Origin of the sequence: Mesobacillus jeotgali, assembly GCF_014856545.2 — a bacterium.
GTDB lineage: Bacteria > Bacillota > Bacilli > Bacillales > Cytobacillaceae > Mesobacillus.
In genome coordinates, this window is record NZ_CP109811.1 from 1,349,544 (window position 1) to 1,376,166 (window position 26,623).

Genomic DNA, 26,623 nt, shown 5'->3' on the forward strand with positions numbered 1-26,623 from the left:
TCAGCTCCTTTCTTAATTTATTTCCTCTTGCGCCCAAGTCCCATCGCATTCTCCATCTTCTTGAGCATTTTATTTGCGACAAGGTTTGCTTTTTCAGCTCCCCGATCAAGTATTTCATCCAATTCAGCTGAATCAATCAGCTCATAATATTTTTTCTGGATTGGTTCAATGACATCGACAACAACCTTTGCAAGGTCACCTTTGAAATCACCGTATCCTTTACCCTCATATTCCTTTTCAATATCAACAATTGCTTTGCCGGTTAATATAGAATAGATGGACAAGAGGTTAGAAATGCCTGGCTTGTTTTCTTTATCATATTTTACAATGCCCTCAGAGTCAGTTACAGCACTCTTGATTTTCTTTTCGATTTGCTTTGGTTCATCAAGCATAGAGATGAATGCTTTGCTGTTAGGATCTGATTTGCTCATTTTCTTCAAAGGATCCTGTAAGGACATGACCCTTGCTCCGACTTTGGCTATCCGAACTTCCGGAATGGTAAAAATGTCATTGTATTTCTTGTTGAAACGTTCAGCTAAATCCCTTGTCAACTCCAGATGCTGCTTTTGGTCTTCTCCGACTGGTACAAGATTTGTACTATATAGAAGGATGTCGGCTGCCATTAGGGGAGGATAAGTTAAAAGACCAGCTGAAACTGCTTCTTTCCCGGTGGATTTATCCTTGAACTGAGTCATCCTTTCAAGCTCTCCTATATAGGCAACGCATTGCATCATCCATCCTGCCTGAGCATGTGCCGGAACTTCCGACTGAATAAATAAAGTTACTTTCTCAGGGTCAATTCCTGAAGCAATGTATAATGCTGCTAGGCTCTTGATATTTTTGCGGAGCTGTATACGGTCCTGCGGGACGGTTATTGCATGCTGGTCAACGATACAGAAGTAACAATTATATTCTTCCTGCAGTTCTGTGAATTGTTTCATTGCCCCGATATAATTGCCAAGTGTGATTGTACCGCTCGGCTGGATGCCAGAAAAAATAGTCTCCATATTAAATTCCTCCTATGATATATACTGTGTTCTTCTGTCTGATTTCAGTTGGTATGGCCATAAACAGAGGAAAAAGAACACAAAAAGACCATTCGTCCCTAACTTCTAGGGACGAATGGTCCGTGTTGCCACCCTAATTACTCACGAATGAGTCACTCTACCCATGCCTCAGTGAAGCATGGATCCCTTTAACGCAGGAATACGTCTAAGTTTACTTAATTTCAACCCAGAAGCTCAAAAGTCCATTCCATTTGCCAGGCTGTTTGTTTCCACCAACCACAAACTCTCTGAAAAGCCTTGAACAAATGTACTACTCTTCATCATTGCTTTTTATATTTATTAAAAATGATTATAATCAAAACCTCCATGAGAAGCAAGGGGGTCAGGAGGGATTTTACAGATAATAAATGAACAGTGCAGCAAGCATCAGGATAAAGTCCAGCAACCCAATCATTAGTAACGGGTTAGCATTGAAAGTGACCAGTTCTGATAATGGCGTCATTTCATCAAACGACTTTTTCTTTTCTCCATCTTCCTTACCAGCAAAAACAGACCGAAAAGAATAAGAAATTGCGTCAAAAAAACCAGAGTTAATTGTAAAGACAATAAGAGAAGTAAACAGAAGGAAGCTAGCAATGTAAAAAGAAAAATTTATATAATTGAGCAAGGTAATGCTCTGTTGATAGACTAGTGAAAGAATAAAAATCAATAGCTGAGTAATAAAAAAACCAGAAAAAATTTTCCCAAATCTATTACGCATTTTTCAAATTCCCCCTTATATTGTTATTTCATAAAAGTAATTTCCTGAATAATTCTTCAAAAAAGGTCAAATATTACAGTCAGATACAGCACGAATATGGCCCCAAAAGGCTTATAAGTCACTATTATAACACAAATCAAGTAGGAAATTTATTACTATTGTTTCAATGTTGTAAATTTTTCGCGCAAAAATATTGAACATTTAATTCAATCTATGTATAATAGGGAATGTAAAAAGTTTTCAGAAAACAATAACAAAGAGGGGGCATATCCTTGAAAAAGTCAAAATTTTCATTTCTATTGATTTTGACTCTAGTATTCTCGTTAATCCTGTCTGCATGTAGCGGCGGAGAAAACAATGCTGGAGAAGACACACCTGATGATGATGCAAAATCAGGCGAAGACACACCTAATGTACCACAAGAATTAAGAATGTTGGATTCTTCTGAGATCCCAACAATGGACACAGTCCTTGCTGAAGGTTCTACAAGTTTCACTTACATAAACAACGTAGGTGAAGGTCTTTACCGCCTTGACCAGAACCACAAGCCAGTTCCTGCACTTGCAGATGGCGAGCCTGAAATCAGTGATGACAACCTTGTCTACACATTCAAACTTATTGATTCAAAATGGTCTAACGGCGAGCCTGTAACAGCTCACGACTTCGTGTATGCTTGGCAGCGCGCTATCGACCCAGCTACTGGTTCACCTTACGGCCCTTACATGATGGGCGGCAAAATCAAGGGAGCTGCAGAAATCACTGAACTTGGTGCTGCTAAGAAAGAATACGACCTAAATACTCTTGGCGTTAAAGCACTTGACGACAAGACTTTGGAAGTAACTCTTGAAAAGCCAATCGCTTACTGGCAAGACCTTTTCGCTTTCCCAACATTCTATCCACAAAACCAGAAGTTTGTTGAAGAGAAAGGCGAAGCTTTCGCAAGCAATGCTGAAAACTTACTTTACAACGGTCCATTCGTAATGGAAACTTGGGAAGGTACTGACGCTACTGAGTGGGTACTTACTAAGAACCCTGACTACCACGGTGCTGATAAAGTTACACTTGAAAAGATCACTGTAAACGTCGTTAAAGATTCTAACTCTGCTGTAAACGCATTTGAAGCTGGCGAAACAGACATGACTGGATTGCTTTCTTCTGATATCGTTCCTTCATACGAAGGCGACGAGCGTATGCTTAGCTGGATGGAAGCTACTGTATTCTGGATCAAGATGAACCAGAAGAACGAAGCTCTTGCTAACGTAAACATCCGTAAAGCAATCGCAATGGGCTTCAACAAGGAAGACCTTGCTAAGAGCATCCTGAACAACGGTTCAGTTGCTGCTAACTACTTCGTACCAAAAGATTTCGTAACACTTAATGGTGAAGATTTCCGTGAAAAGCACGGCGACTTGATTGTTTTCAACGCTGAAGAAGCTAAGAAGCATTGGGAAGCTGGTCTTAAAGAACTTGGCGTAGATAAGTTAGAACTTCGCTACCTTGGTGGAGACACTGAAGCAGCTAAGAAAACTGATGCTTACATCAAGAACCAGTTAGAAACAAACCTTCCTGGCTTGACAATCAAGCTTGAGAGCGTTCCTTTCGCAGTACGTCTAGAGCGTGACAACGCTATGGATTACGATCTTCAATTCGCTGGCTGGGGTCCTGACTATGGTAACGCATTGTCGTTCACTGACCTTTGGATCACTGATGGCGGAAGCAACAGAATGGGCTACTCTAACCCAGAATATGATAAGCTGATCAAAGCTGCTCAAGGCGAGCTTGCTACTGACGAAAAAGCTCAGTGGGAAGCACAGCAGGAAGCTGAAAGAATTATGCTTGAAGAAGATGCTGGTCTAGCGCCTGTTTACCAGCGTGCAGCTAACATCCTTCTTAACCCGAATGTAAAAGGACTTGCAATCTACAACTACGGTCCTGACTACTCATTCCAATGGGTAACAATCGAAGGCGAAGAATAATAACTTAAAGCATGTTTCTTATTTCAGAGTGTAATAATTCTGAGGATAGAAAGAGAGTATATCTAGATATACTCTCTTTTTCCCTGTAAAGCATTTGTCGAACAATAGGGAAAATTGAAATAATACAGGAGGTGCACCCATATGGCAAAATACCTGTTAAAAAGGGTACTTTATATGTTTTTGACTCTTTTCATCATTGCGTCCCTAACATTTTTCTTAATGAAAATCATTCCTGGTACGCCTTTTGCAAGTGCGAATAAATTGGGTCCTGCACAAATGGAAATCATGAAGGCAAAGTACGGTCTCGATCAGCCAGTACCTGTCCAGTATGCTAAATATATTGGCAACTTGCTGCAAGGAGATCTGGGAATTTCTTTTCAGTTTAATAATACCCCTGTAACAGAATTGATGTTCAAACGTTTAGGGCCTTCCATGCAGCTAGGTGGCCAGGCGATGTTGCTGGGAACAATTGTAGGAATTCTTCTTGGTATATTCGCGGCATTGAGACAGAACACCTGGATCGATTATAGCTCTACTTTTATCGCAGTTTTGGGTAAGTCTATACCAAACTTCGTATTTGCAGGATTACTGCAATACTTCGTCGGTGTTAAGTTAGGCTGGTTTCCAGTGCTTTTCTGGCGCGGGTTTGAATATACAATCCTGCCGACTATCGCTCTTTCCGCGCTTCCAATCGCAATTGCAGCCCGTTTTATGAGGACTGAAATGATCGAAGTGTTAGGGTCAGACTATATCATGCTGGCAAAAGCTAAAGGTGCGAGTTTCTTTGAGATTGCGTTTAAGCATGCTTTAAGAAATGCGCTTATTCCGTTGGTAACGGTTTTAGGACCTTTAGCTATTTCCCTTATGACTGGTTCACTAGTAATTGAAAAGATTTTTGCGATTCCTGGTCTTGGTGAACAATTCGTAAAATCAATTACAGTTAATGATTACCCTGTTATCATGGGAACAACCATTTTATTTGCTGCTTTATTTGTAGTTATCATCCTTGTTGTGGATATCCTTTATGGAATTATCGATCCACGTATCAGGCTGTCTGGAGGGAATAAGTAATGGCTGATTTTGACACGAAAATTCCAAAAGATCGTTTCAGGCCGGCGGAAGTCGATTCGGCTAAGAGCGAGGAAATTAATAAGCCAAGCTTAACCTTCTGGCAGGACGCCTGGATGCGCGTTCGTAAAAATAAAGGTGCGCTTGTAAGCTTAATTGTCATGGCTCTCGTAATCATAATGGCTTTTTTGGGACCATTGATTTCGGGTAAAGAATTTGACACACAAAACGTTAGTCATAATAATTTGCCGCCTAAAATCCAGGGACTCGAAAACATCAGCTGGCTTCCCTTTGATGGTGTGAAGACCAACAAGGCTGGCAAAGAAATTGATATGTATGAAGTGAAAAAGGTTGAAGAATATTACTGGTTCGGTACCGATGCTTTAGGACGTGATTTGTTTACTCGTGTCTGGAAAGGTACGCAAATATCCCTGTACATTGCGCTTTTAGCCGCGGTCATTGATATGATCATTGGTGTTGCTTATGGTGCGATATCTGGATACTATGGCGGAAGACTGGATAACGTGATGCAGAGGATTACCGAAATCCTTGTAGGTATTCCGACGATGATTGTTGTTATTTTGATGATCCTTGTTTTGCAGCCAGGTATTATTTCCATAACCGTTGCCCTTACGATAACCGGTTGGGTAGGTATGGCCCGTGTGGTACGTGCCCAGACGCTTAAGCTTAAGGAGCAGGAGTTTGTACTTGCTTCTAAAACTCTAGGAAACAGTGATGGCAAAATCATCTCTAAACACTTATTGCCAAACCTTGCTGGTGTCATTATTATCAATACGATGTTCACGATTCCGAATGCAGTATTCTTCGAAGCATTCCTTAGCTTTATCGGACTTGGTCTTCAGGATCCATATGCATCACTCGGTACATTGATTGATGAAGGTTTTAAAGTGCTAAGATTGCACCCACATGAGATGATAATTCCAGCTGTTATCATCAGTATCATCATGATTACGTTCAATATGCTGGCAGACGGATTGCGCGATGCGCTTGATCCGAAAATGCGCGATTAAGGGGCAGGTGAATGTATTATGGAAAATATTTTAGAAGTTAAAGATTTAAATATATCCTTCCATACATTCGCGGGCGAAGTTAAAGCGATCCGCGGTGTGAACTTTGAACTGAAAAAGGGAGAAACCCTTGCAATAGTTGGTGAGTCGGGATCAGGTAAATCAGTAACAACTAAAGCAATCATGAGATTGCTGCCTCCTGGCAATTCCGAAATAAAGCAGGGCGAAATCTTGTTTGAAGGCAAAGACTTAACTAAATTGACTGACAAACAAATGCAGAAAATCCGCGGGCAGGATATCTCGATGATTTTCCAGGACCCGATGACATCTTTGAATCCAACAATGACAGTTGGAAAACAAATCATGGAACCTCTGATCAAGCATCAAAATATGAGTAAATCAGCAGCAAGAGAACGCGCTGTTCAGCTTTTGAAGCTTGTTGGAATTCCTAAACCTGAGTTGCGTGTCAAGCAATATCCGCACCAATTCTCAGGCGGAATGAGACAAAGGGTAGTTATCGCAATTGCTTTGGCATGTAATCCGAAGGTTCTGATTGCTGATGAGCCGACAACAGCGCTGGATGTAACGATACAGGCACAGATTTTGGAACTGATGAAAGATTTGCAGCAAAAAATTGACACTTCCATCATTTTCATTACCCATGACCTTGGTGTCGTTGCAAACGTAGCTGACCGGGTTGCAGTCATGTATGGTGGTAAAATTGTCGAAATCGGTACTGTAGATGAAGTCTTCTACAATCCGCAACATCCTTACACTTGGGGATTGATCAGCTCAATGCCTAGCTTGGATGCTAAAGAAGAGGAACTATATGCGATCCCTGGCACACCGCCAAACTTATTGCATCCGCCAAAAGGTGATGCTTTTGCTCCGCGAAATGAATATGCGATGCAAATCGACCTAGAAGAACAGCCTCCAATGTTTAAAGTGTCTGATACACATTATGCTGCTACATGGCTGTTGCATCCAGATGCTCCTAAGGTAGAACCGCCGGAAGCTGTGAAGAGCAGAATGCGCAAATTCATGGGCACGAAATAACTGTAGGAGGAGGACTGGCTGATGGAAAATAGAGAAAAACTTCTTGAAATAAAGAATCTGAAGCAATACTTCAATATGGGTCAACCGAATGAAGTAAAAGCGATCGATGGAATCACTTTTGATATCTTTAAAGGAGAAACTCTTGGATTGGTTGGAGAATCAGGCTGTGGTAAGTCCACGACTGGCCGAACAATCATCAGGCTTTATGAAGCGACAGATGGAGAGGTCCTTTACAAGGGAGAAAACGTACACGGCAAGAAGAACAAGAAAGATTTAAAGAAATTCAACAGAAGCATGCAGATGATTTTCCAGGATCCTTACGCTTCCTTGAACCCAAGGATGAAAGTATCCGATGTAATTGCTGAGGGCATTGATATTCATGGTCTGGCAAAAAGCAATAAAGAAAGAATGGAAATGGTATATGAGCTGCTTGAAACAGTTGGCTTAAACAGAGAACACGCCAACCGTTACCCCCATGAGTTTTCAGGTGGACAAAGGCAGCGTATCGGAATTGCACGTGCCCTTGCCGTGCAGCCGGAATTTATTATCGCAGACGAACCAATTTCCGCATTAGACGTTTCCATTCAGGCTCAGGTTGTCAACCTGATGAGGAAATTGCAGCGTGAAAAAGGTTTAACATACTTGTTTATCGCACACGATCTTTCCATGGTAAAATATATTAGTGATCGCATTGGTGTAATGTACTTTGGTAAGCTGGTTGAATTAACTACAGCTGAAGAGCTATATAAAAACCCGCTTCACCCATACACGCAATCATTGCTATCTGCAATCCCGCTTCCAGATCCAGAATCTGAGCGCACACGCCGACGCAAAACATATGATCCAAATGTACATCAGTATGCAGATGGAGAAGAAGTGAAGATGCGCGAAGTCGTTCCTGGACACTATGTCTACTGCTCAGAAAAGGAACTGAAGCAATATCAGCAGCAATATGTCAAATAAACTAAACGATCTCTTATTTTGAGATCGTTTTTTTTTGCTTAAAAATAATAAAGGAAATAAATCCCAAATAAAAATATTAAACTATAATATCTAAATCTGTCGAAAGTGGGTAAAATAGACTTATAGAATCATATTATAAAGATAGCTTTTATTTTAAGTGGGGTACGTTTTGAAAGGAGAGGTGTTTGTGCAGTTTAAAAAAATCGCAGCAGCAGCAGTATTAGCTGCCTCTTTTTCACAAGCAGGAGGTACAGTGTTAGCAGAATCGAAAGCGCACGAAACAGAAAGACTTCCGGTCAGGGAACATCAATCACTGGTCAGGGAAATACCAGAGCAGATGCCAAGGTTTAAATTTGATTCAGGTTTTTCATTTGAATATCCTGATGCTGTAAGAGGAATCTATGTCACCGGGAACTCAGCTGGAGGAGAGAGGTTTAATAGTCTTACCAAACTTGTTGATGAGACTGATTTAAACGCGATGGTCATTGATATAAAAGAAGACCATGGATATCTTACATATAAGCCAGGTGAGAATTCTCCTTTTAAAGATATCGGAAAACCGTATATTAAAGATCCCGAAAAATTATTAAAGACTTTGGAAGAAAAACAGATTTATCCCATCGCCAGGGTGGTCGTTTTTAAAGATACAGCCCTGGCAAATAAAAAACCGGAGTGGTCATTTAAGGATGGAAACCAAGTCTGGAAAAATGGCAGAGGAGAATCATTCGTCAATCCATTCGTGAAAGAAGTATGGGATTACAACGTTCAAATTGCGATCGAAGCAGCAAAAATGGGCTTCCAGGAAATCCAGTTTGACTATGTCCGATTCCCTGAGGGTTTCGAAAAGAGGGATTCTACACTGCAATATTCTATGGGTGACTATAAGGATGCAGAAATGGATAATGTCCAAAAACGAGTCAAAGCAGTGACTGATTTTGTGGCCTACGCCCGGAAAGAATTAAAACCTTATGATGTCAAAGTATCAGTTGATATATTTGGTTACACAGCAACTCTTCCCGAAGCTCCAGGAATAGGACAGAACTTCTCGAAAATCTCTGAGAATGTTGATGTCATTTCTTCAATGATTTATCCAAGCCATTGGACTTCTTATTTCGGGATTGCCAAGCCTGACACAGAGCCATATCGTCTCGTTCAGGAATATGCAAAATTGGAAAAGAAGAAGCTTGATGAATTAAAGACCCCGCCTGTTTCACGTCCATGGCTGCAGGATTTCACAGCATCATGGTTAGGCAGCGGGAATTACCTTGTCTACGGGAAAAAGGAAGTCGAAGATCAGATCAGGGCATTGAAGAATCAGGGGATAAACGAATACCTATTATGGAACGCAAGCAACAGATACTCTCCTAATGTTGATTACACACCATAACCATTCGAATTGAAAAAACTTTATAATTCCTGATACTAAAACAGCCTGGAATGATGAAAATCATTCCAGGCTGTTTTCATATCATTAGATTATCGACATGAAAATAAGTTATAATAACAGATGGGATATGGATTACTTCTTGCTGCCGCCGACATTTTTCCAGCCAGTTTGCAGACTTGTTGATTGATCGACGAATTCATTTCTTTTATTTCCACTAAAGAACCTGGTTCCTACTCCATTGGTAATCACACCAATTGTCGCGGTAATACCCACAATCAGTAAAGCAACGATAGTTAAATCCATTATGTAACCGCCCATGATAAACCTCCACCTTTTTTTTCACCTAATCTTGATAGTGATTTTGTGATAAATATAATTCATGATCCCGTACATCTTTATTTTAAAAGAATTGCTCATGTATTAAAAGAACTTTATGAAGAAAAAATAATACAAGTATTTAGATCATGGTTATATAGAAAAAGCTGGGTGCTTATCGGGATGGAATAAAATTAAAAAGGAGATAAGCAATGCATTGGTATGAAAAATTAAATCAATATTTCCCGATTGAGGAAATGAAGTCAAAAGAGCATATGGAAACACTTTTAAAGGAAAGACCAGAGATCTACCATAAGGATGAGGGGCCAGGACATGTGCTCATGTATGTAGAGACAGATGATTTCGTGTTCATTGATTACCTCTTCGTATCTAAGACGACTCGCGGTCAGGGGCTCGGCCACAAATTGATCGAAAAGCTGAAGGGAAAAGGCAAGCCGATTATCCTTGAGGTTGAACCAGTTAATTATGAGGACACAGATACTGAAAAACGTCTGCGCTTTTACAAGCGGGAAGGGTTCGAGCATGCAAGGACAATTGGTTACAGGCGCCGGTCGCTCGCCACGAAGGAAATCAATGAGATGGAAATCCTTTTCTGGTCACCTGATGAGGCGTCTGAGGATCTAGTGTACGAAGCTATGAAGAAAACCTACAACATGATTCATACTTATAAAGATAAGAAGTTTTACGGAGAATCATACCAGCCAGTTGATGAAGTGTTGACTGTCGAAGATAAACGGGATGATTTACTTCAGGACATCTAAATCACGAACGCAACCAGTTTTTTACATGGTTGCGTTTTCATTTTAAGTAAATTAATTGAGAATAAAACTATTTTAAAAAGAGAGGTTTAAGTTCTGCGTAAACGGGTAAATATAAATAAATTGTGATAATGACTTCACGACGGACAGATATGGAAGGAATTGTACGAATATTTATATAGATTGAATCAAAGGGTGATGAAAAAATATATTCTTTCTTGAAACTTTTTTCTATTTCGTTCGTTATATATAGAGAAGAGTAAAAATAATCTTACATAACTACCCGGAATAAATTATGAAAAGGGATACCTTTTATCAAATCCTTGGTGTATAATAAACAATATGAATTATAAAATTAAACTTATTATTATTTAAGAAATGACAGTTCATTTGAAGCAAATAATATATAAGTAAATCTAAGGGAGTGTGAATTACCAATGGTCACTTTATACACTTCACCAAGTTGTACCTCTTGCAGAAAGGCCAAGTCATGGCTGGAAGAACATGAAATCTCATATACTGAAAGAAACATATTCTCAGAGCCTTTATCTATTGATGAAATAAAGGAAATTCTCCGTATGACAGAAGACGGAACAGATGAAATCATCTCAACCCGATCTAAGACTTTCCAAAAGCTTGATGTAAACCTGGAAACAATGCCTTTACAGGAACTGTTTGAGGTTATCAAGGAAAACCCTGGCTTGCTTCGCCGTCCGATCATCATTGATGAAAAGCGCCTGCAGGTTGGATACAATGAAGATGAAATTAGACGATTCCTGCCACGTAAAGTGCGTACTTTCCAGCTTCGCGAGGCTCAGCGTTTAGTAAACTAAACTTTAAGCTCCCTTTTTTGGGGGCTTTTTATTTTTGATGCAGCGCCTAACCCGGTGTTCTCCTGGCAATGCAGACAAATTGAAATTCAGGCACTTTTCTGCTAAAGTGTAAAGAATACTTTAAATTAGTTTGTTAAGTTCCAATGATTTTGGGCTAACCTTCTTGATTGTATCTTTAGGGAACGGGATCCTGTGGTTAGGCAGCCAATTAGCACAATCCCTAGAGTTAATCAATCCAGGTGAGTCCATTCATTAGCCATTTTAAAGATGTTTTTTTCGTAAATTTCGTTCCTTTTTCAACCTCTTTACGCATTATTATATTCGAAGTCTTCTCGAAAAAAGCATCGATGTCTATAATGATGCGAAATAAAACCATTTATGAGAGAAAGAATAATTCATGCGAAAACAACCTTTATAAAAATGGGTGTATATTTTGTTTCCAAAATGGCTTAATATAACATAAAATAAAAGTACAAGATCGTTTATTTCTTTTTACACAGTCCCTTTATAAATCAAGGTGATTCAGGCTTATTTATTAAGGGTAAATGATAAAGACCAACTGCTTTTTTGGGGGTATTTAGTCCCTTCAAATCTTTGCCTGGAAGGGAGAGAAAGCGAATGGAAATCGAGCGTATTAATGAGAATACCGTGAAATTTTATATTTCATATATGGACATAGAGGAGCGCGGTTTTGACCGGGAAGAAATCTGGTATAACCGTGATCGCAGCGAAGAGCTATTCTGGGAGATGATGGATGAGGTCCATGCCGAGGAGGAGTTCACAGTTGAAGGTCCTTTATGGATCCAGGTTCAGGCCCTGGAAAAAGGTCTGGAGGTTTTAGTGACAAAGGCACAGCTGTCCAAGGACGGTCCAAAGTTTGAACTGCCGCTTCCAAACGATAAGATGAAGGATCTTCCGGTCGATGAGAGGATTGAGGAGCTGCTTGACCATCAGTTCAATCCAAAAGGAATTGATGATGTTGATCCCGCCTTTGAGGATGATTTAGAATTCCTGCTATACTTCAAGGATTTCGAAGATGTCATTGCTCTTTCAAAACGGCCGGGAATCGATAAAGTCAAAACAAGCTTATACAGCTATGAAGACAAATATTATTTATACATTGAGTTTCCTGAGCAGGAATTTGAGGATGAAGAAGAAATTGACAATATACTAAGCGTTCTTCTTGAGTATGGGCAGGAATCGACAGTCACGATTCACCGTCTCGATGAATACGGTAATAAAATTATCGAAGAAGATGTGTTTAGTGTCATAAGAAAGCACTTTTCCTGATTGTAGGCCGATTTCAGAAATGAAATCGGCTTTTTTGATATAATAATCTGTATGTATGAATCCCTTTACTTAATAGAAACGTATATATATCTAAAGCTCCCAACGCTGGTTGCAGGGAAAATCCAGAGAGAGAAAACAGGTGGTAACAATGAAGAATACAGTTCGGGTCTTAACGTTTTTAATGATCCTCGCTGGGATCTATTATTTGTTTTACGAAAAACTTGACGCAGCTTATCTTGGATATATCAGTATATTTATGTCGCTCACAGTCATTTTCATCAGCTTTGTGATATTCCTTGAGAATCGGCATCCGGCCCAGACATTGACATGGATTGTCGTCCTTGGCGGCTTTCCGGTAGTAGGTTTTATTTTTTATTTGTTATTCGGCAGGAATAAACGCAAGGAGAAGATGTTCCGGCGTAAATATTTTCTTGATAAAAAAGCCTTTTCAAAAATCGAAGGGGACACGGAAAGGGTCAACAGGGCAAGGATGTCTGAAATGGAAGAAGATCATCGCCGCTTGTTTACCCTTGCCCAGAAGCTTGGGAACAGCCCTATTTCATTTGCAACCTCCACAAAAGTGCTGACAAATGGTGATGAAACATTCAGCCACATTCTTGAAGAGCTAAAAAAAGCTACCCACCATATACACATGGAATATTATATTGTCCGCCATGATGAAATCGGGGAAGAAATAAAGGAAGTGTTAGTAAGCAAAGCCAAGAAAGGGGTGAAGGTGAGATTCCTTTTTGACTCTGTAGGTTCCTGGAAGCTTTCTAAAAAATATATATCCGAGCTGAGTGAAGCAGGGGTAGAAGTGGTCGAGTTTGGTCCTGTCCGCCTGCCATTCCTCAATAGTAAATTTAATTTCAGGAATCACAGGAAAATCATCGTGATTGATGGAACAGTTGGGTTTGTGGGCGGCCTGAATATCGGGGATGAATACCTGGGAAGGGACAAAGGATTTGGCTTTTGGCGGGACACTCATCTTATGGCAAAAGGAGAAGCGGTAAGGAGCCTTCAACTGATATTCCTTCAGGATTGGTATTACATGACGAATAAAAGCTTTCTGACGTCGGATTATCTTTCGCCAGCGCTGCAGGCCAACACTCATGGTGGGGTACAAATGATAGCGGGAGGACCTGACAACGAATGGAGTGTCATAAAGAATATCTTCTTTTCCATGATATCCTCTGCTGATAAATCAGTTTGGATCGCGTCACCTTATTTCATCCCTGATGAAGACATTTTCAGCGCAATTAAAGTGGCGGCGCTCAGTGGTCTGGATGTCAGGCTTCTTGTCCCTAAGCGGCCAGATAAAAGAATCGTCTTCTTTGCTTCGAGGTCGTACTTTCCGGAACTGCTTGAAGCTGGCGTTAAGATTTATGAATATGAAAAGGGCTTTATGCACAGTAAGATCGTCATAGTCGATGGTGAGCTCGCTTCCATCGGGACATCGAATATGGACATGAGAAGTTTCCACCTGAATTTTGAAGTCAACGCCTTCCTTTACAAAACGAATAGCACGGCGAAACTTGTGAAAGAGTTTGAAAATGATGTACTCCATTCAGTAGAAATTGTGATGGATGATTTTAATAAACGCCACCTTGGTTACAGACTGCTCGAATCTACTTCGAGACTATTGTCGCCAATGCTGTAGAAACCTGGATCTGATCCGGGTTTCTTTCTTTTTATTAATAAGTATAAACTTTCGGGGCTGACCAAGGTGCTTTCGCTTTTTTTGATTTGTGAACGTTTTATAAACCTTTTCCAAATATAAAGGTTTTAAATGTATGAACTAGAATATGTCATGGAGAAAGGAGGCGCATAAAATGTGCTAGTTGCGAAAAAAAGTGATGGCGTAAGGTTATCATTAGGTGAAAGATATGAGAAAAGTGATTTAATAGAAATCAGGTCGAGGGAGAAATTCTACTGTCCTGAATGTGATGAAGAAGTGGTCATGAAACTAGGGAATAAGAAGATTTGGCACTTTTCGCATTTGGCGGGAGGAAGCTGTCAGTATGAGTATGAACGGGAATCAGAGTACCATTTAACCGGCAAGCTAAAGCTTTATAATTGGCTGAAGGAGCAGGGGATTACTGCTGAACTTGAACAATTTGACCCCAAAATGAATCAGAAACCGGACATTGCCTTCGAGTTGCAGAATCAAAAATATGCAATTGAATTCCAATGCTCAGCTATACCTTCGGAGATTTTTGAAAAAAGAACCAGGACGTATTTTGACCATGGAGTAATACCAATCTGGGTTGCTGCAGAGAGTTTGATCAAGCGCAAGTCCCATAATATTGTCTCAATCAATAACTTCCTCTACCTCTTCATTCGGCGGTCCGGATACTCCTGGAATATACCAGCCTTTTGCCCGGTTACAGGGCAATTCATTAATCTGCATGGAGCCATTCCAATCACTTCTAAAAAGACATTAACGAAAATTGAAGTACAGTCGATAAATCAGTACTCATTAGCGGAGTTTGTCAGTCCGGCTGATAAGCCATTTTCCTTCTTGAAGGCCTGGCAAAGTGAAAACCAAAAAATGAAATCACGCTACTTAACTTCTCCTGGTGCATGGCAAAATCCATTCCTGAAAGAACTCTACCGCAATCACCTAAGTCTTCTTACAATTCCATTCGAAATTGGACTTCCTGTACGCTCAAGCCCCTATATCGAAACACCATCAATGATCTGGCAGACATATCTCTACCTCGATGTTTTCCGTCATTATCAAATTGGGGACATTATATATTATTCGAGAATCCGGGAAGCCTTTTATAAGCGTATAAGAAGGAAAGAAATCAAACTCCGCATCTTGCCCGCAGCTCGAGAAAAAGATCACTGGCATGCTCTTGCTGAATACGTATTTCTTTTAACAAGGGTGTCATACTTGGAGAAAATTGATTCAGGCAAAGTGAAAGTACTCCGGAAAATTATTATTCCAAATTCAATTGATGACCACATTAAGGCAGAAGCAGACTTTTTCACCAAGTACGAAAAGGAAATTATAGAATCCATATTCCCGTAACATGAAATGGATAATAACTGCGTAAAATAGGGTAGTTAGAAAGAGGGCATTTACAAACGAAAAACTTTTTCTTTATTAAAAATTAATAGAAGGAAATAAGAAAACATTAGCGAATATGTTACTAGAAAAGTTTTTCGAATTCCGAAATGTTGTTAGGAGGATTTATATGTCAAACGAATCTGCAGTTAAGAAATTGCCAGTAAGGGACGAGGTTGCCACAGAGAATACGTGGAGACTTGAGGATATTTTTGCAGTTGATGAACAATGGGAAAAAGAATTCAATGAAGTAAAGGGTTTGATTCCTTCTGTCCAGGAGTATCAGGGCAAGCTGGGAGAAAGCGCTGAACAACTATATAGTGCACTTCAGCTTCAGGATAAATTGCTTGAGCGCCTTGGAAGACTTTATACATACGCGCATATGCGCTATGACCAGGATACAACGAATTCTTTCTACCAGGGACTTGATGACCGCATCAAGAATCTGTATTCTCAAGCGGCGAGCGCGCTTGCCTTCATCGTACCAGAAATCCTGGCTGTTGATGAAGAGAAGATCAAGGGCTTTCTGAATGAAAAAGAAGAGCTCAAGCTTTATGAGCATGCATTGGAGGAAATCAATCTTCAGCGTCCGCATGTCTTATCCGCGGAAGAGGAAGCACTCCTGGCTCAGGCTTCAGAGGTCATGAGCTCACCGTCAAATACATTCGGAATGCTGAACAATGCTGATCTAGAATTCCCTTCAATCCAGGATGAGAACGGAGAAGATGTAGAAATCACACATGGCCGTTATATCCGATTCCTGGAAAGCGAAGACCGCAGAGTTCGTGAAGATGCATTCAAAGCAGTGTATAAAACATATGGCAGTTTCAAGAATACTTTTGCCAGCACATTAAGCGGCAATATCAAAAAGGATAATTTCAATGCAAGAATTCGCAAGTATGACTCTGCGAGGCATGCTGCGCTGTCTGCGAATAATATTCCTGAAAGTGTCTATGAGAATCTTGTGAATACGGTGAATGACAATCTGCACCTGCTTCACAGATATGTAAAGCTTCGCAGGAAAGTACTGGGCTTGGATAAACTTCATATGTATGACCTTTACACACCGCTTGTTAAGGATGTGAAAATGGAGATTCCTTATGGTGAAGCAAAGGAATATGTCCTAAAAGGTTTAGCGCCTCTTGGCGATGAATATAACAATATCCTTAGAGAAGGATTTGAAAATCGCTGGGTGGATGTGTATGAGAACAAAGGGAAACGCAGCGGAGCTTATTCTTCAGGCGCATATGGCACGAATCCATATATCCTGATGAACTGGCAGGACAATGTGAATAACTTGTTTACGCTGGCTCACGAGTTCGGACATTCCGTACACAGCTACTATACAAGGAAGACACAGCCATATCCTTACGGCAACTACTCTATTTTTGTTGCTGAAGTGGCGTCTACTTGCAATGAAGCGTTATTGAATGACTATATGCTTAAAACAATCGATGATGAGCAGAAGCGTCTGTACCTTTTAAATCATTACCTCGAAGGCTTCCGTGGAACTGTATTCAGGCAGACTATGTTCGCTGAATTTGAACATATGATTCATCAAAAGGCTCAGAATAACGAGGCATTGACAGCTGATTCATTGACAAAGGACTACTACGAGCTGAATAAAAAGTATTTTGGTGAAGAGGATATCATTATTGATGAAGAAATCGGTCTTGAGTGGTCAAGAATTCCGCATTTCTACTACAATTATTATGTATATCAGTATGCTACTGGCTTCAGTGCGGCAACTGCGCTGAGCAAACAGATCCTTGAAGAAGGACAGCCAGCAGTTGAGCGCTACATTGAATTCTTGAAATCTGGCAGCTCGGATTATCCAATCGAGGTACTGAAAAAAGCAGGCGTCGACATGACTAGTTCAAAGCCAATTGAGGAAGCATTGAAAGTCTTTGAAGAAAAGCTTAATGAAATGGAAGCACTGCTTTCATAATAGAAAGAACCGGCTGCACAGTTTATTGCGGCCGGTTTTTTTGTTATATAGGAAATTATAAAAGCATTTTAGTCTGGATAACTACATCTGGGTGTTTAATCCAGCTCCAGCGCCTAGCCCCTCGAGTCGCTTCGGTCCGCCCAATGAAGTCAGTCAAAGAACGACTTCACCGGTCCGCCCTCCAGCGCTTGTCGGGGCTGAACGAGGCGCTTGCGCTTTTTGTTCCTAATGCTTTTATAAGTATCCAGGTAATATTGCTAGTAAACTCTGGAGCCGGAAATTTAAAACCCTTTAAACTTTTTACGGTTATTTAAATATATCAGTAAAATAAATAAAGCCAGAAACAGGATAGGGGAGGTAAGATATAAGGGCAGAAGGTGCATTAACCCTAAAATATGAAGGATAAAAGAAAAAAGTACGAATAGAGCCATAAGGGAAAGACCTATTTTATCCAATTTTAATCACTCCGGATCGCTTTATATTTCATTTATATGCTTGCGTCCAGGCATTCATGAATCGGATTTGACAATATTGTGAAATAACACACAAGGATATTGTGATAGGGCGCCTGAATATGATATATTTATGGCGTGAAGTTGATCACAAGCAAACATTTACCCCTTTGTTTGACCGTGAAAAATTTCTCCCATCCCCTTTGTTCGTATAAAATAGAGAAAAGGCCTTGCAGTTGGAGAGCTGCAAGGCCTTTTTCTGCTTTGGTTTCGGTGATTATTAATAAAAGTAGACGTTGAACATAAGCATTTCGACCACATTTTAAATTAATTTGGCGAATCTCGAATTTTTTCGACCACATTTCAAAATATATTGGCGGATTTACATTTTTTTCGACCACTTTTTCAATTATTTCGACAAACCGCTTTAAATGGGGCAGTTTCCTAAATTCGATAAACAACTGCACAAGAAACAAAAAAAAACCGTGCAAACGCACGGTCATCCTTCTTGATATCGCCAGAACACCCCATATTTTGCAGGGATTTGTTCGACTCGCTGCTTTAGCATTAGTTTCTTTAATTCCTTCTCGGCCTGTTGGACAGTCATGTCATATACAACGGCTACTTCCTTAGAGGCAACCATCTTGTATTGCTTCAGGAATTGTTCAAGCATTGGCGGCTCTGCAGGTTCTGGTTTCTCCTGCAGCATTTCCTCAAGAATCTGGACATAGACCTCATATGGGTAAAGACCGGTAATCTTGATGCCCTCCTCCTCGACGTTAGCGTTAAAGAAGACGAAAGTCGGAATTTCCTGGACATCCATTTCATTTGTTATTTTCAAATCGCACTGAAATGCTTTTGCAGCAGTTTCAGAATGAATATCGGTCACAAATTCCTCTACGTCCAAACCGACGCGCCTTGCGCAGTTTTTTAATACCTCGAAGTTAGAGACATTCTGTTTTTCGAGGAAAAGGACTTCCTGAAGCTGGCGCAGGAATCGGATGCCATTCTTTCTCCCTTGAAGCTCAGCTGATTTTATCGCAATTGATGCTAAGTAAGGGGATGACACAGGGTTTTCAAACCACAGTGATCCGTCACATGACATTCCAGTTCTGCTTGCTGTTTTTTCCCAAAGCTCAGCAATCGTTTCATAACGTTTTTTTCTGCTCATGTTCAGCGTGGCCAATTTGCCGCTTAATACATGGCGAATAGAAAAATACTTGCCATATTCGATTTGCAGCTTCTTGATGATTGGTTCTAGTGCCCAGCATTCCGGACAGAGGGGGTCGACAAACATGTAAATCTCGATGGGCTTTTTATCCAGGCTATGGCAAAACTCTGATGGGTCATAGCTTAGAAGGTTTTCCCGACTCAGTTTCATGTGTTATCACCAGTTTCATCTTCAGGTGTATTAATCATATGCTGGGCGGTCAAGTAAAGTCTTGCGTAAAAATCTTCCCTTACCGGTCCTTTAAGCCCAACTTCATCCATGGCCTCAGTCATGCAGGAGAGCCAGGCTGTCGCTCTGGTCGGCGTGATTTCGAACGGCAAATGTCTTGCACGAAGCATTGGATGACCATGTTCATTGGTATATAAGGGTGGTCCTCCTAAATATTGAGTTAAGAACTGCTTTTGTTTTCGAGCAGTTTCTGTCAAATCATCTGGGAAAATAGGAGCAAGATCAGGATGCATTCCAACACGGTGGTAAAAAGCATCGACCAGCCGGTGAAGTGTCCCTTCGCCAATGGCTTCGAATGGTAAGGTCTTATTCTCAACCATATTGATAACTCCTTTAAAATAGATTTTGAAATTTCATTCAGCTTTGATAGTTATGCTATTTATTGTAGCAATGCTAAATTTATATCTCAAACAAATCGTCTCGAATTCCGTAAAAATGGAAAGGTTTTGCTGTTCTGGCCTGGAAACGCTTGTCGGCTGACCAGGGCGCTTACGCTTTTCATTGTCCAGCTTCAGCGCCTAGCCCCTCGATCGTTTCGGTCCGCCCGATGAAGTCAAAGAGCGACTTCACCTGTCGGCCCTCCAACGCTTGTCGGGGCTGATCAAGGCGCTTACGCTTTTCTACTAATGTACACAAAAAGGCCGCCTGTTACCACTGACAGGCGGCCTAAACCGATGGGAATATTCTCCTTTTAAAGCTTCTTATTATGCGTAAAAGACATCCGTGACTTTACGTACATAGTTTTGCGTTTCTTTAAATGGAGGGATTCCACCATATTTATCTACATTTCCCGGTCCTGCATTATAGGCTGCAAGAGCAAGCTCAAGATTATTGTCATATCTGTCGAGCATTTGACGGAGGTATTTACTTCCGGCAATTATATTCTCTGCTGGGTCAAAAACATTTTTAACGCCAAGACCCCTGGCTGTCGCAGGCATCAGCTGCATCAGCCCTGACGCACCGGCATGGCTGACTGCATTGGGGTTGAAATTTGATTCCTTTTGAATGACAGACTTAATAAGTTTGGCTGGTATATTGAACATAGAAGCAGCCTTATCAATGATTCCATCAAAATCTACATTGCTTTTGGCCGCTACCTTTGTCAGTTGAACAGGAGGCAGCATATGGCTAACGCTTTGTTTTGCTAAATCTAAATTGTTAACGGCTGTTTGCGCGTTGTTAAATAACTCCTCAAGTCTTGTTGCAGTAGCACCTAGAGCATTGCTTTGCTCACTCAGGATGCCGGAGAGCATTTCCTGAAAAAGGCCGTTCCCAGATTGAGTGGCTGGCTGGTTGAAGTTTTGTAGTGCCTGCAGTTCAAGCATGACTTTTAACTGGTCAACATTCATTGTGATTCTCCTGCCTGGTCTATTCTTGTAAAAGATTATATTTTTTAAGGTAAAATCTTTTAATTTTATTATCGGTCGGTCTAATGGGGATTTTAAGGTCTTCCAATAATCTGGAAAAAACTTCATACCCGGCTGACTCATTCGTTACTTCATATTCTAGCTCATAATCTTCTGTATTTAAATAGTAACTATGGTCCAGAACAAGCAATCCTTCTTTGTACTCAATCTCGGCACGGACGGTGGTAAGAGACCCGAAAAATAGCAATGGCTCTGTATCTTTAATTAATTCCGAAACAGCGTCTTTAACGACACCATCCGGAAGCTTCCCTGTTGACAGTGCTTCCTCCGCCTGGATGGGAGTGAGGATCTGGTTCGTTTCAAGCAGTCCCTGTTGTGCAGGCTGCTTTAATGTCATTTCAAACCAGGATTCTTTTTCCCTGATTCTCAAGGCAGAACCTTTCTCCTTTAAGGTGAAGGAGTTCGTATCAAAATAATGATTAATTTGTTTTTTGAATTGCTTTGGTTCTATTTTAAAGTGTATTGTAAGTAATTGAAATTCTTCCTGAGTCAGCATGTTCTTGAATTCTATTTCGATATTCTGGCTCACATATTTCCGCCCTTTCAAGTAAGTTGTCCTTATTATCTCTTTAAATCAGGTTCGCTTCAATCCTTAGTAGAAAATGGTTCGATATGATAAAATAAAAAAGATTATGGAGGTTGAAGATATGAGTCAAAGAATTTTAATTACAGAAGCGAAAATTGAAAATAATGAGCTGTGTCTCTACACAAATACAGAGACAGACATTGGGGATTTTGCTCCAACCGGGCAAATGCTCGTTGATTCCGATCAATTATCATTTGTTTATATTGTTGATCAAAAGGATGGATATCGATATGTCACCATTCCAGAAGGGACTTGGAGTGTTATTCAGGCTGGTCTCCAGGCTGGACTTGATACGTTTTTAACGAATAAAAGCGGGAAACTAAAATTGGATAGATTCCAAAGTGAAATGGAATATTTGATTGAAAATATAACCGGCAACAGCAATTATGGAGAGGAAATGGTCGCGAAAGTGGAACAGGTTTTTGCCGCACCCTCCGCTTAGCTTTCGTGAATAGAACCGGATGAGGTGACTGATGTGAAACACTGGGATCAATTTTTAGAACCCTATAAGCACGCTGTTGAAGAATTGAAGGTAAAGCTTAAGGGAATCAGGAGCCAATATGAGCTCCATTCTGACCATTCCCCGATTGAATTCGTTACGGGAAGGGTAAAGCCTATTGCGAGCATCCTTGATAAAGCCCATCAAAAAGGAATTTCACTTGATAAACTTGAATCGGAAATGCAGGATATTGCCGGCTTGAGGATCATGTGCCAGTTCGTAGATGACATCAAGACAGTTGTGGAACTATTGAGAAGCCGGAATGATTTTGAGATTGTCGAGGAGAGGGATTATATCTCGCATAAAAAAGCGAGTGGTTATCGCTCCTATCATGTTGTAATCCGCTATCCTGTCCAGACGATCCGAGGCGAAAGAAAAATCCTGGCCGAGATTCAAATCAGGACATTGGCGATGAATTTCTGGGCGACAGTAGAGCATTCGCTTAACTATAAATACAAAGGGCTTTTTCCTGAGGATATAAAAATAAGGCTGCAGCGCGCGGCAGAGGCAGCATTCCGTCTCGATGAAGAAATGTCAACCATCAGAGGAGAAATTCAGGATGCACAGGCATTTTTTACACGGAAGAAAGAAATGCAGCAGGATGGGAAGAAATAGTTTAAATCCGAAATGCAGGGGTGTTTGATACATGAAATTTGCGATCACTTCAAAAGGGGATTCCCGGTCCAATACGTTGATGCATAAGATGAAAACGTATCTTTTGGACTTTGATCTACAATACGATGAAGACCAGCCGGATATTTGTATCTCAGTAGGAGGCGACGGCACTCTTTTGTATGCCTTCCATCGATACAGCAGCAGGCTGGATAAAACAGCATTCATTGGAGTACATACCGGACACCTCGGATTTTATGCCGACTGGGTCCCTGAAGAAATCGAAAAGCTTGTCATCGCTGTGGCCAAAACGCCATACCAGGTGATTGAATATCCATTGCTGGAGGTCATCATCAGGTACCAGCACGGCGGCAGAGAAACCAGATATCTAGCCCTGAATGAATCGACCGTCAAATCTGTTGAAGGCACCCTGGTCATGGATGTTGAAATCAGAGGTCAGCATTTTGAGCGCTTCCGTGGAGACGGTCTATGCGTATCCACACCTTCAGGAAGCACAGCCTACAATAAAGCACTGGGCGGTGCCATTCTGCATCCGTCACTGAGAGCAATCCAGGTTGCGGAGATGGCATCCATCAACAACCGTGTCTTCCGGACAGTGGGATCACCTCTGATTCTACCTGACCATCATACCTGTACCCTTAAGCCAGTCAATAGACCCGACTTCCAGGTAACGGTCGACCATTTGACCCTACTGCATAAAGACGTGAAATCAATTCAGTTCCGGGTAGCCGATGAAAAAATCCGTTTCGCCCGTTTCCGCCCATTCCCATTCTGGAAGAGGGTGCATGATTCCTTTATCTCCGATAGTGATTAAAGGAGAAGTGTCGAACCGGAATTTTTGAAACCAGCGTTTAATGGACATTTTGAAGGCGGACCAAGCACAAATTGTCTTAAAACCAGCCATGAAAAGATGATGCTGGAGACCAAGATATCTTACTTAAAAAGAAAAGAGAACGACAGGAGCCGCTGATATGGCAAGAAACTTCACAATGGATTTTACTGCTGAGGAAGCTGATCAAGGGAAGCTGCTAAGGGAATTCCTTAAGGAGAAAGAAATCTCTAAATCAGCATTGGCAGACATTAAGTTCAAGGGCGGTTTTATTTCGGTGAATGATCAAGAAGTAAATGTCAGATATGCATTGAAAACCGCTGATCGAGTCAGAATCGAGTTTCCTCCTGAAGTTCCGTCTGAGGGAATGAAAGGGGAGGAAATCCCGCTTTCGATTATATATGAGGATGAATATTTGCTGGTGGTCAATAAACCCCCAGGGATGAATACGATTCCATCCAGAGAGCATCCATACGGCAGTCTGGCGAGCGGACTTATCGGATATTATGAAAAAAACGAAATCTCCGCTACCACGCATATTGTCACAAGACTGGACAGGGACACTTCCGGTCTGGTCCTGATTGCCAAACATAGCCATATCCATCACTTATTCAGCAAGCAGCAGCGGTTGGGCGGTGTAAAGCGGAGCTATGAAGCTTTTGTTGAAGGTATTGTTGAACAGGGTGAGGGTATGATCGATGCCCCGATCGCAAGGAAGCCAGACAGCATTATAGAACGGGAAGTGCATCTTGATGGACAGAATGCCTGCACTTTATTCGAAGTTAGTAAACGATATGAAGGGTTCACTCATATGAAGCTCTGGCTAAGAACAGGCAGGACCCATCAAATAAGGGTCCATATGAGTTACTTGGGCCATCCGCTGCTTGGTGATACTTTATATGGAGGCAACCGGGATTCGATTTCAAGGCAAGCCTTGCATTGCAGGGAACTAACCTTTAGCCACCCATTTTTACATAAGGAAATCCGCTTTACTGCAAGTCTGCCATTCGATATGCAACAAGTGCTTAATCAAGGCAAGTCGTTTTGAAAAACGATTTGCCTTTTTACATTTCTCTCAAATATTTCATCAGATATTTCCGGGAAAAAATCAAATCATAAGGAAGTAAATGAATGCAATTTGAAGGAGGAAGCATCACTTGAACATATATAAACATGGAAAGATAATGGCAGTATCTGCTGTTATGTTATTAGGACTTGCAGCATGCAACAATAATGATGAAGCGATGGATATGCGTGACAACAGGATGACTACCCTGGGGAATAACCAGGAAAGCTATTGGGATAATGATGCAAATAGAATCAAACAGCAAAGACGCAGAGCAGAAATCAATGCTGCGAAAGGAAATCCTAATAAGCAAGACCAAAATCAAAATGGCGATAAGGCCACTAGTGAAATCATGCAGATGCCTGAAGGGTATATCACCGTAGATCCTAACTCTTACAGTACGGGAATTCCAAGTTCTAAATACCCTCATACAGAAATGAACAGGCAGGGCAGGCTGACATTAACAGAAGGGCAACGGGCTGACCTTGATAATATGATGGCTGAATTGCAGCGCCGAACTGGTGTTGAACTTCCAGAGTTGAATAGAGGGGGAATTCCTGCACCTGAAGATGCTGCACCAGCACCTGACCAAGGAGCCGCACCAGCACCGCAGGAAAGGGCAACGCCAGCTCCAGCTCCTGAGCAAGGAACTGCACCAACACCACAGGAAAGAACAGCCACCAGCACCTGACCAAGGAGCCGCACCGGCACCGCAGGAAAGGGCAACACCAGCTCCAGCACCTGACCAAGGAGCCGCACCAGCACCGCAGGAAAGAGCAACACCTGCTCCTGACCAAGGAGCAGCACCTGCACCACAGGAAAGAACTACACCAGCACCACAGGAGGAAGCAGCTCCAGCACCTGAGCAAAATGCAACTCCTTCTGGTACCGAGATCAGTGCTTTCGAAGCAAAAGTCATTGACCTGACAAACGAACAGCGCAGGAAAAATGGCTTGCCAAACCTGCAGCCTGACACAGCTTTAAGTAATGTGGCACAGGAAAAATCCAATGATATGCAAGCGAAGAATTATTTTTCACATACAAGTCCTACTTATGGCTCGCCATTCGATATGATGAGGGACTTTGGTGTATCGTACAGCACAGCCGGGGAGAACATCGCGATGGGACAGCGGAGTGCCGAAGAAGTCGTGAACGCATGGATGAACAGCGAAGGGCACAGGAAGAATATCTTAAGTCCTAACTACACGCATATTGGTGTTGGGCATACAACACAGGGGAACTACTGGACGCAAATGTTTATCGGAAAATAATAAGAAAAAGCTAACCGTTGTTGTTCAATGGTTAGCTTTTTCAAATAGGGGTATTATTTTATCTCCCTGAATTTTTCGGGCACAAAGGGCATCGAGGATGGTACGGATACAAGCTCCATTTCTGGATAACGCAAGGCTGTCAAATTGCCGCCAAAAACAGCTCCTGTATCGATATTGTAAGTGTTGTTAAGGACTCTTGGCTCTCTTACCGGCGTATGTCCATATACGATGATTGCTTTTCCATGGTAATTTTTTGCCCAATCACGGCGTACAGGAGTTCCGTCTGGATTGCTTTTTCCGGTTATATCCCCATAAAGGACAAAGGTTTACTTTTGAATTATTTTTCCCTATGTAATCTTCGCGAATCCCGGCATGAGCTATCACAAGACGGCCATGGTCGAGGACGTGGTATAAAGGAGCAGATTCATATAAGGAAATGAATTTCCCGCGGAATTCCTTTTTTTGCTCTGATTTGAGTGACATAATTTCTGAAACTGTTGTCTCAAGTCCATGTGTCGTCTGAACTTTATTTCCTAACAGATATCGGTACAATTTATTGCAATGGTTACCCGGAACATAAAAAGCTGATTTTTTATTCATTGCCAGTTCCCAAACCAGGTTTGCTGTTTTTAAAGATTCTGGGCCACGGTCTGTCAGATCGCCTACGAAAGCAAGATGCCGGCCATCAGGATGAACCGGAAGTCCGTTACTCCAGTCGTAACCCAGTTTTTTGCTGAGTTCTTCAAATTCAAGGTAACAGCCATGGATATCGCCGATAATATCGAGCTTCATTTTATGAAAGTCCTCCTTTAATTGTATATTCTTCCCGCAGTCGGAAAAAGGACAAGTTTACATCAAAAAAGGGAATGTTAAGACAAAAGGGCGTAGGTAATAATCTGGTATCAAACATATATTGCC

The 26,623-nt window shown here is 41.3% G+C and carries 26 protein-coding genes, 1 pseudogene and 1 other annotated feature; of the genes and pseudogenes, 18 read left to right on the plus strand and 9 right to left on the minus strand.

Annotated elements, in window-relative coordinates; translation table 11 throughout:
• Positions 1 to 17: 17 nt before the first annotated feature.
• Both trpS and FOF60_RS06675 read right to left on the minus strand, forming a co-directional pair.
• A complete protein-coding gene (trpS, locus tag FOF60_RS06670; RefSeq protein WP_192472275.1) occupies positions 18 to 1,007 on the minus strand; it encodes a tryptophan--tRNA ligase in 990 nt (329 codons plus the stop codon).
• Positions 1,008 to 1,111: 104 nt separating this feature from the next.
• Positions 1,112 to 1,340, minus strand: a binding site (T-box leader).
• A gap of 61 nt (positions 1,341 to 1,401) precedes the next feature.
• Positions 1,402 to 1,767, minus strand: coding sequence for a DUF3899 domain-containing protein (locus tag FOF60_RS06675; protein ID WP_192472276.1), 366 nt, complete (start codon positions 1,765 to 1,767; stop codon positions 1,402 to 1,404).
• 272 nt (positions 1,768 to 2,039) lie between these two features.
• On the opposite strand from FOF60_RS06675, the gene FOF60_RS06680 reads away from it, so the two are divergent.
• The 6 genes from FOF60_RS06680 to FOF60_RS06705 all read left to right on the plus strand — a co-directional run bounded on the left by FOF60_RS06680 (position 2,040) and on the right by FOF60_RS06705 (position 9,245).
• Positions 2,040 to 3,743, plus strand: coding sequence for a peptide ABC transporter substrate-binding protein (locus FOF60_RS06680; protein WP_192472277.1), 1,704 nt, complete (start codon positions 2,040 to 2,042; stop codon positions 3,741 to 3,743).
• A 141-nt stretch (positions 3,744 to 3,884) separates the two neighbouring features.
• Positions 3,885 to 4,814 carry an oligopeptide ABC transporter permease gene (gene opp3b / locus FOF60_RS06685; RefSeq protein WP_192472278.1) on the plus strand — a complete coding sequence of 310 codons (930 nt, stop codon included), beginning with the start codon at positions 3,885 to 3,887 and terminating at the stop codon, positions 4,812 to 4,814.
• Positions 4,814 to 5,842, plus strand: a complete 1,029-nt coding sequence (opp3C, locus tag FOF60_RS06690; RefSeq protein ID WP_192472279.1) for an oligopeptide ABC transporter permease — start codon at positions 4,814 to 4,816, stop codon at positions 5,840 to 5,842. The genes opp3b and opp3C overlap by 1 nt, the downstream gene beginning before the upstream one ends.
• Positions 5,843 to 5,860: 18 nt before the next feature.
• Positions 5,861 to 6,895 (plus strand): ABC transporter ATP-binding protein, encoded by a 1,035-nt coding sequence (locus FOF60_RS06695; RefSeq protein WP_192472280.1) that lies wholly within the window; start codon positions 5,861 to 5,863, stop codon positions 6,893 to 6,895.
• Positions 6,896 to 6,916: 21 nt separating this feature from the next.
• Positions 6,917 to 7,858, plus strand: coding sequence for an ABC transporter ATP-binding protein (locus FOF60_RS06700; RefSeq protein ID WP_192472281.1), 942 nt, complete (start codon positions 6,917 to 6,919; stop codon positions 7,856 to 7,858).
• A 253-nt stretch (positions 7,859 to 8,111) separates the two neighbouring features.
• Entirely contained in the window at positions 8,112 to 9,245 is a 1,134-nt protein-coding gene (locus tag FOF60_RS06705) for a putative glycoside hydrolase (protein WP_264647693.1), read from the plus strand.
• Positions 9,246 to 9,377: 132 nt separating this feature from the next.
• Here the strand turns inward: FOF60_RS06705 and FOF60_RS06710 are convergent, their stop codons facing one another.
• Entirely contained in the window at positions 9,378 to 9,563 is a 186-nt protein-coding gene (locus tag FOF60_RS06710; RefSeq protein ID WP_041968165.1) for a hypothetical protein, read from the minus strand.
• A 209-nt stretch (positions 9,564 to 9,772) separates the two neighbouring features.
• On the opposite strand from FOF60_RS06710, the gene FOF60_RS06715 reads away from it, so the two are divergent.
• The 6 genes from FOF60_RS06715 (at position 9,773) to pepF (ending at position 17,483) form a co-directional block, all read left to right on the plus strand.
• Positions 9,773 to 10,342, plus strand: a complete 570-nt coding sequence (locus FOF60_RS06715) for a GNAT family N-acetyltransferase (protein WP_192472282.1) — start codon at positions 9,773 to 9,775, stop codon at positions 10,340 to 10,342.
• 434 nt (positions 10,343 to 10,776) lie between these two features.
• Positions 10,777 to 11,172, plus strand: coding sequence for a transcriptional regulator SpxA (spxA, locus tag FOF60_RS06720; protein WP_167833817.1), 396 nt, complete (start codon positions 10,777 to 10,779; stop codon positions 11,170 to 11,172).
• A gap of 618 nt (positions 11,173 to 11,790) precedes the next feature.
• Entirely contained in the window at positions 11,791 to 12,462 is a 672-nt protein-coding gene (mecA, locus tag FOF60_RS06725; protein WP_192472283.1) for an adaptor protein MecA, read from the plus strand.
• Positions 12,463 to 12,610: 148 nt separating this feature from the next.
• Entirely contained in the window at positions 12,611 to 14,122 is a 1,512-nt protein-coding gene (gene cls / locus FOF60_RS06730) for a cardiolipin synthase (protein WP_192472284.1), read from the plus strand.
• Positions 14,123 to 14,296: 174 nt separating this feature from the next.
• Complete coding sequence (locus FOF60_RS06735) at positions 14,297 to 15,499, plus strand: competence protein CoiA (RefSeq protein WP_192472285.1); 1,203 nt, start codon at positions 14,297 to 14,299, stop codon at positions 15,497 to 15,499.
• A gap of 166 nt (positions 15,500 to 15,665) precedes the next feature.
• Complete coding sequence (pepF, locus tag FOF60_RS06740; protein ID WP_192472286.1) at positions 15,666 to 17,483, plus strand: oligoendopeptidase F; 1,818 nt, start codon at positions 15,666 to 15,668, stop codon at positions 17,481 to 17,483.
• Between the two features lie 583 nt (positions 17,484 to 18,066).
• On the opposite strand, the gene FOF60_RS06745 is transcribed toward pepF, so the two are convergent.
• From FOF60_RS06745 to FOF60_RS06765, 5 genes are all read right to left on the minus strand, one after another.
• Positions 18,067 to 18,432, minus strand: a complete 366-nt coding sequence (locus FOF60_RS06745) for a hypothetical protein (protein WP_192472287.1) — start codon at positions 18,430 to 18,432, stop codon at positions 18,067 to 18,069.
• Between the two features lie 2 nt (positions 18,433 to 18,434).
• Complete coding sequence (locus tag FOF60_RS06750; RefSeq protein WP_192472288.1) at positions 18,435 to 19,316, minus strand: ClpXP adapter SpxH family protein; 882 nt, start codon at positions 19,314 to 19,316, stop codon at positions 18,435 to 18,437.
• A complete protein-coding gene (locus FOF60_RS06755; RefSeq protein WP_192472289.1) occupies positions 19,313 to 19,714 on the minus strand; it encodes a globin domain-containing protein in 402 nt (133 codons plus the stop codon). Before FOF60_RS06755 ends, FOF60_RS06750 begins: the two co-directional genes overlap by 4 nt.
• 384 nt (positions 19,715 to 20,098) lie before the next feature.
• Positions 20,099 to 20,743, minus strand: coding sequence for a lytic transglycosylase domain-containing protein (locus FOF60_RS06760; protein ID WP_192472290.1), 645 nt, complete (start codon positions 20,741 to 20,743; stop codon positions 20,099 to 20,101).
• A 19-nt stretch (positions 20,744 to 20,762) separates the two neighbouring features.
• Positions 20,763 to 21,350, minus strand: a complete 588-nt coding sequence (locus FOF60_RS06765; protein ID WP_192472291.1) for a CYTH domain-containing protein — start codon at positions 21,348 to 21,350, stop codon at positions 20,763 to 20,765.
• A gap of 118 nt (positions 21,351 to 21,468) precedes the next feature.
• Here FOF60_RS06765 and FOF60_RS06770 point away from each other — a divergent pair, with 118 nt between their 5' ends.
• The 6 genes from FOF60_RS06770 to FOF60_RS06795 all read left to right on the plus strand — a co-directional run bounded on the left by FOF60_RS06770 (position 21,469) and on the right by FOF60_RS06795 (position 25,705).
• Entirely contained in the window at positions 21,469 to 21,849 is a 381-nt protein-coding gene (locus FOF60_RS06770) for a UPF0738 family protein (protein WP_225650241.1), read from the plus strand.
• Between the two features lie 33 nt (positions 21,850 to 21,882).
• A complete protein-coding gene (locus tag FOF60_RS06775) occupies positions 21,883 to 22,521 on the plus strand; it encodes a GTP diphosphokinase (RefSeq protein WP_192472293.1) in 639 nt (212 codons plus the stop codon).
• A gap of 31 nt (positions 22,522 to 22,552) precedes the next feature.
• The gene (locus tag FOF60_RS06780; RefSeq protein WP_167833807.1) at positions 22,553 to 23,353 is read left to right on the plus strand and encodes an NAD kinase; all 801 of its coding nucleotides are present in this window, start codon (positions 22,553 to 22,555) and stop codon (positions 23,351 to 23,353) included.
• A 157-nt stretch (positions 23,354 to 23,510) separates the two neighbouring features.
• Positions 23,511 to 24,416 (plus strand): RluA family pseudouridine synthase, encoded by a 906-nt coding sequence (locus FOF60_RS06785; RefSeq protein ID WP_192472294.1) that lies wholly within the window; start codon positions 23,511 to 23,513, stop codon positions 24,414 to 24,416.
• Between the two features lie 109 nt (positions 24,417 to 24,525).
• Positions 24,526 to 25,125: a hypothetical protein gene (locus FOF60_RS06790; protein ID WP_264647652.1), complete on the plus strand. Its 600-nt coding sequence runs from the start codon at positions 24,526 to 24,528 to the stop codon at positions 25,123 to 25,125.
• On the plus strand, positions 25,007 to 25,705 hold the full coding sequence (locus FOF60_RS06795) for a CAP domain-containing protein (protein WP_264647694.1): 699 nt from the start codon (positions 25,007 to 25,009) through the stop codon (positions 25,703 to 25,705). Before FOF60_RS06790 ends, FOF60_RS06795 begins: the two co-directional genes overlap by 119 nt.
• A gap of 53 nt (positions 25,706 to 25,758) precedes the next feature.
• Here FOF60_RS06795 and prpE read toward each other — a convergent pair.
• A pseudogene (gene prpE / locus FOF60_RS06800) lies at positions 25,759 to 26,497 on the minus strand (bis(5'-nucleosyl)-tetraphosphatase PrpE).
• Between the last annotated feature and the right edge of the window lie 126 nt (positions 26,498 to 26,623).

Bases quoted from the DNA above. Each gene is read 5' to 3' on its own strand.
- FOF60_RS06695 (WP_192472280.1), top strand. From the start codon at position 5,861: ATGGAAAATATTTTAGAAGTTAAAGATTTAAATATATCCTTCCATACA.
- cls (WP_192472284.1), top strand. From the start codon at position 12,611: ATGAAGAATACAGTTCGGGTCTTAACGTTTTTAATGATCCTCGCTGGG.
- mecA (WP_192472283.1), top strand. From the start codon at position 11,791: ATGGAAATCGAGCGTATTAATGAGAATACCGTGAAATTTTATATTTCA.
- pepF (WP_192472286.1), top strand. From the start codon at position 15,666: ATGTCAAACGAATCTGCAGTTAAGAAATTGCCAGTAAGGGACGAGGTT.
- FOF60_RS06755 (WP_192472289.1), bottom strand. From the start codon at position 19,714: ATGGTTGAGAATAAGACCTTACCATTCGAAGCCATTGGCGAAGGGACA.
- FOF60_RS06700 (WP_192472281.1), top strand. From the start codon at position 6,917: ATGGAAAATAGAGAAAAACTTCTTGAAATAAAGAATCTGAAGCAATAC.
- opp3C (WP_192472279.1), top strand. From the start codon at position 4,814: ATGGCTGATTTTGACACGAAAATTCCAAAAGATCGTTTCAGGCCGGCG.
- opp3b (WP_192472278.1), top strand. From the start codon at position 3,885: ATGGCAAAATACCTGTTAAAAAGGGTACTTTATATGTTTTTGACTCTT.
- FOF60_RS06710 (WP_041968165.1), bottom strand. From the start codon at position 9,563: ATGGGCGGTTACATAATGGATTTAACTATCGTTGCTTTACTGATTGTG.
- FOF60_RS06675 (WP_192472276.1), bottom strand. From the start codon at position 1,767: ATGCGTAATAGATTTGGGAAAATTTTTTCTGGTTTTTTTATTACTCAG.
- FOF60_RS06785 (WP_192472294.1), top strand. From the start codon at position 23,511: ATGGCAAGAAACTTCACAATGGATTTTACTGCTGAGGAAGCTGATCAA.
- FOF60_RS06770 (WP_225650241.1), top strand. From the start codon at position 21,469: ATGAGTCAAAGAATTTTAATTACAGAAGCGAAAATTGAAAATAATGAG.
- FOF60_RS06760 (WP_192472290.1), bottom strand. From the start codon at position 20,743: ATGAATGTTGACCAGTTAAAAGTCATGCTTGAACTGCAGGCACTACAA.
- FOF60_RS06715 (WP_192472282.1), top strand. From the start codon at position 9,773: ATGCATTGGTATGAAAAATTAAATCAATATTTCCCGATTGAGGAAATG.
- FOF60_RS06750 (WP_192472288.1), bottom strand. From the start codon at position 19,316: ATGAAACTGAGTCGGGAAAACCTTCTAAGCTATGACCCATCAGAGTTT.
- trpS (WP_192472275.1), bottom strand. From the start codon at position 1,007: ATGGAGACTATTTTTTCTGGCATCCAGCCGAGCGGTACAATCACACTT.
- FOF60_RS06780 (WP_167833807.1), top strand. From the start codon at position 22,553: ATGAAATTTGCGATCACTTCAAAAGGGGATTCCCGGTCCAATACGTTG.
- spxA (WP_167833817.1), top strand. From the start codon at position 10,777: ATGGTCACTTTATACACTTCACCAAGTTGTACCTCTTGCAGAAAGGCC.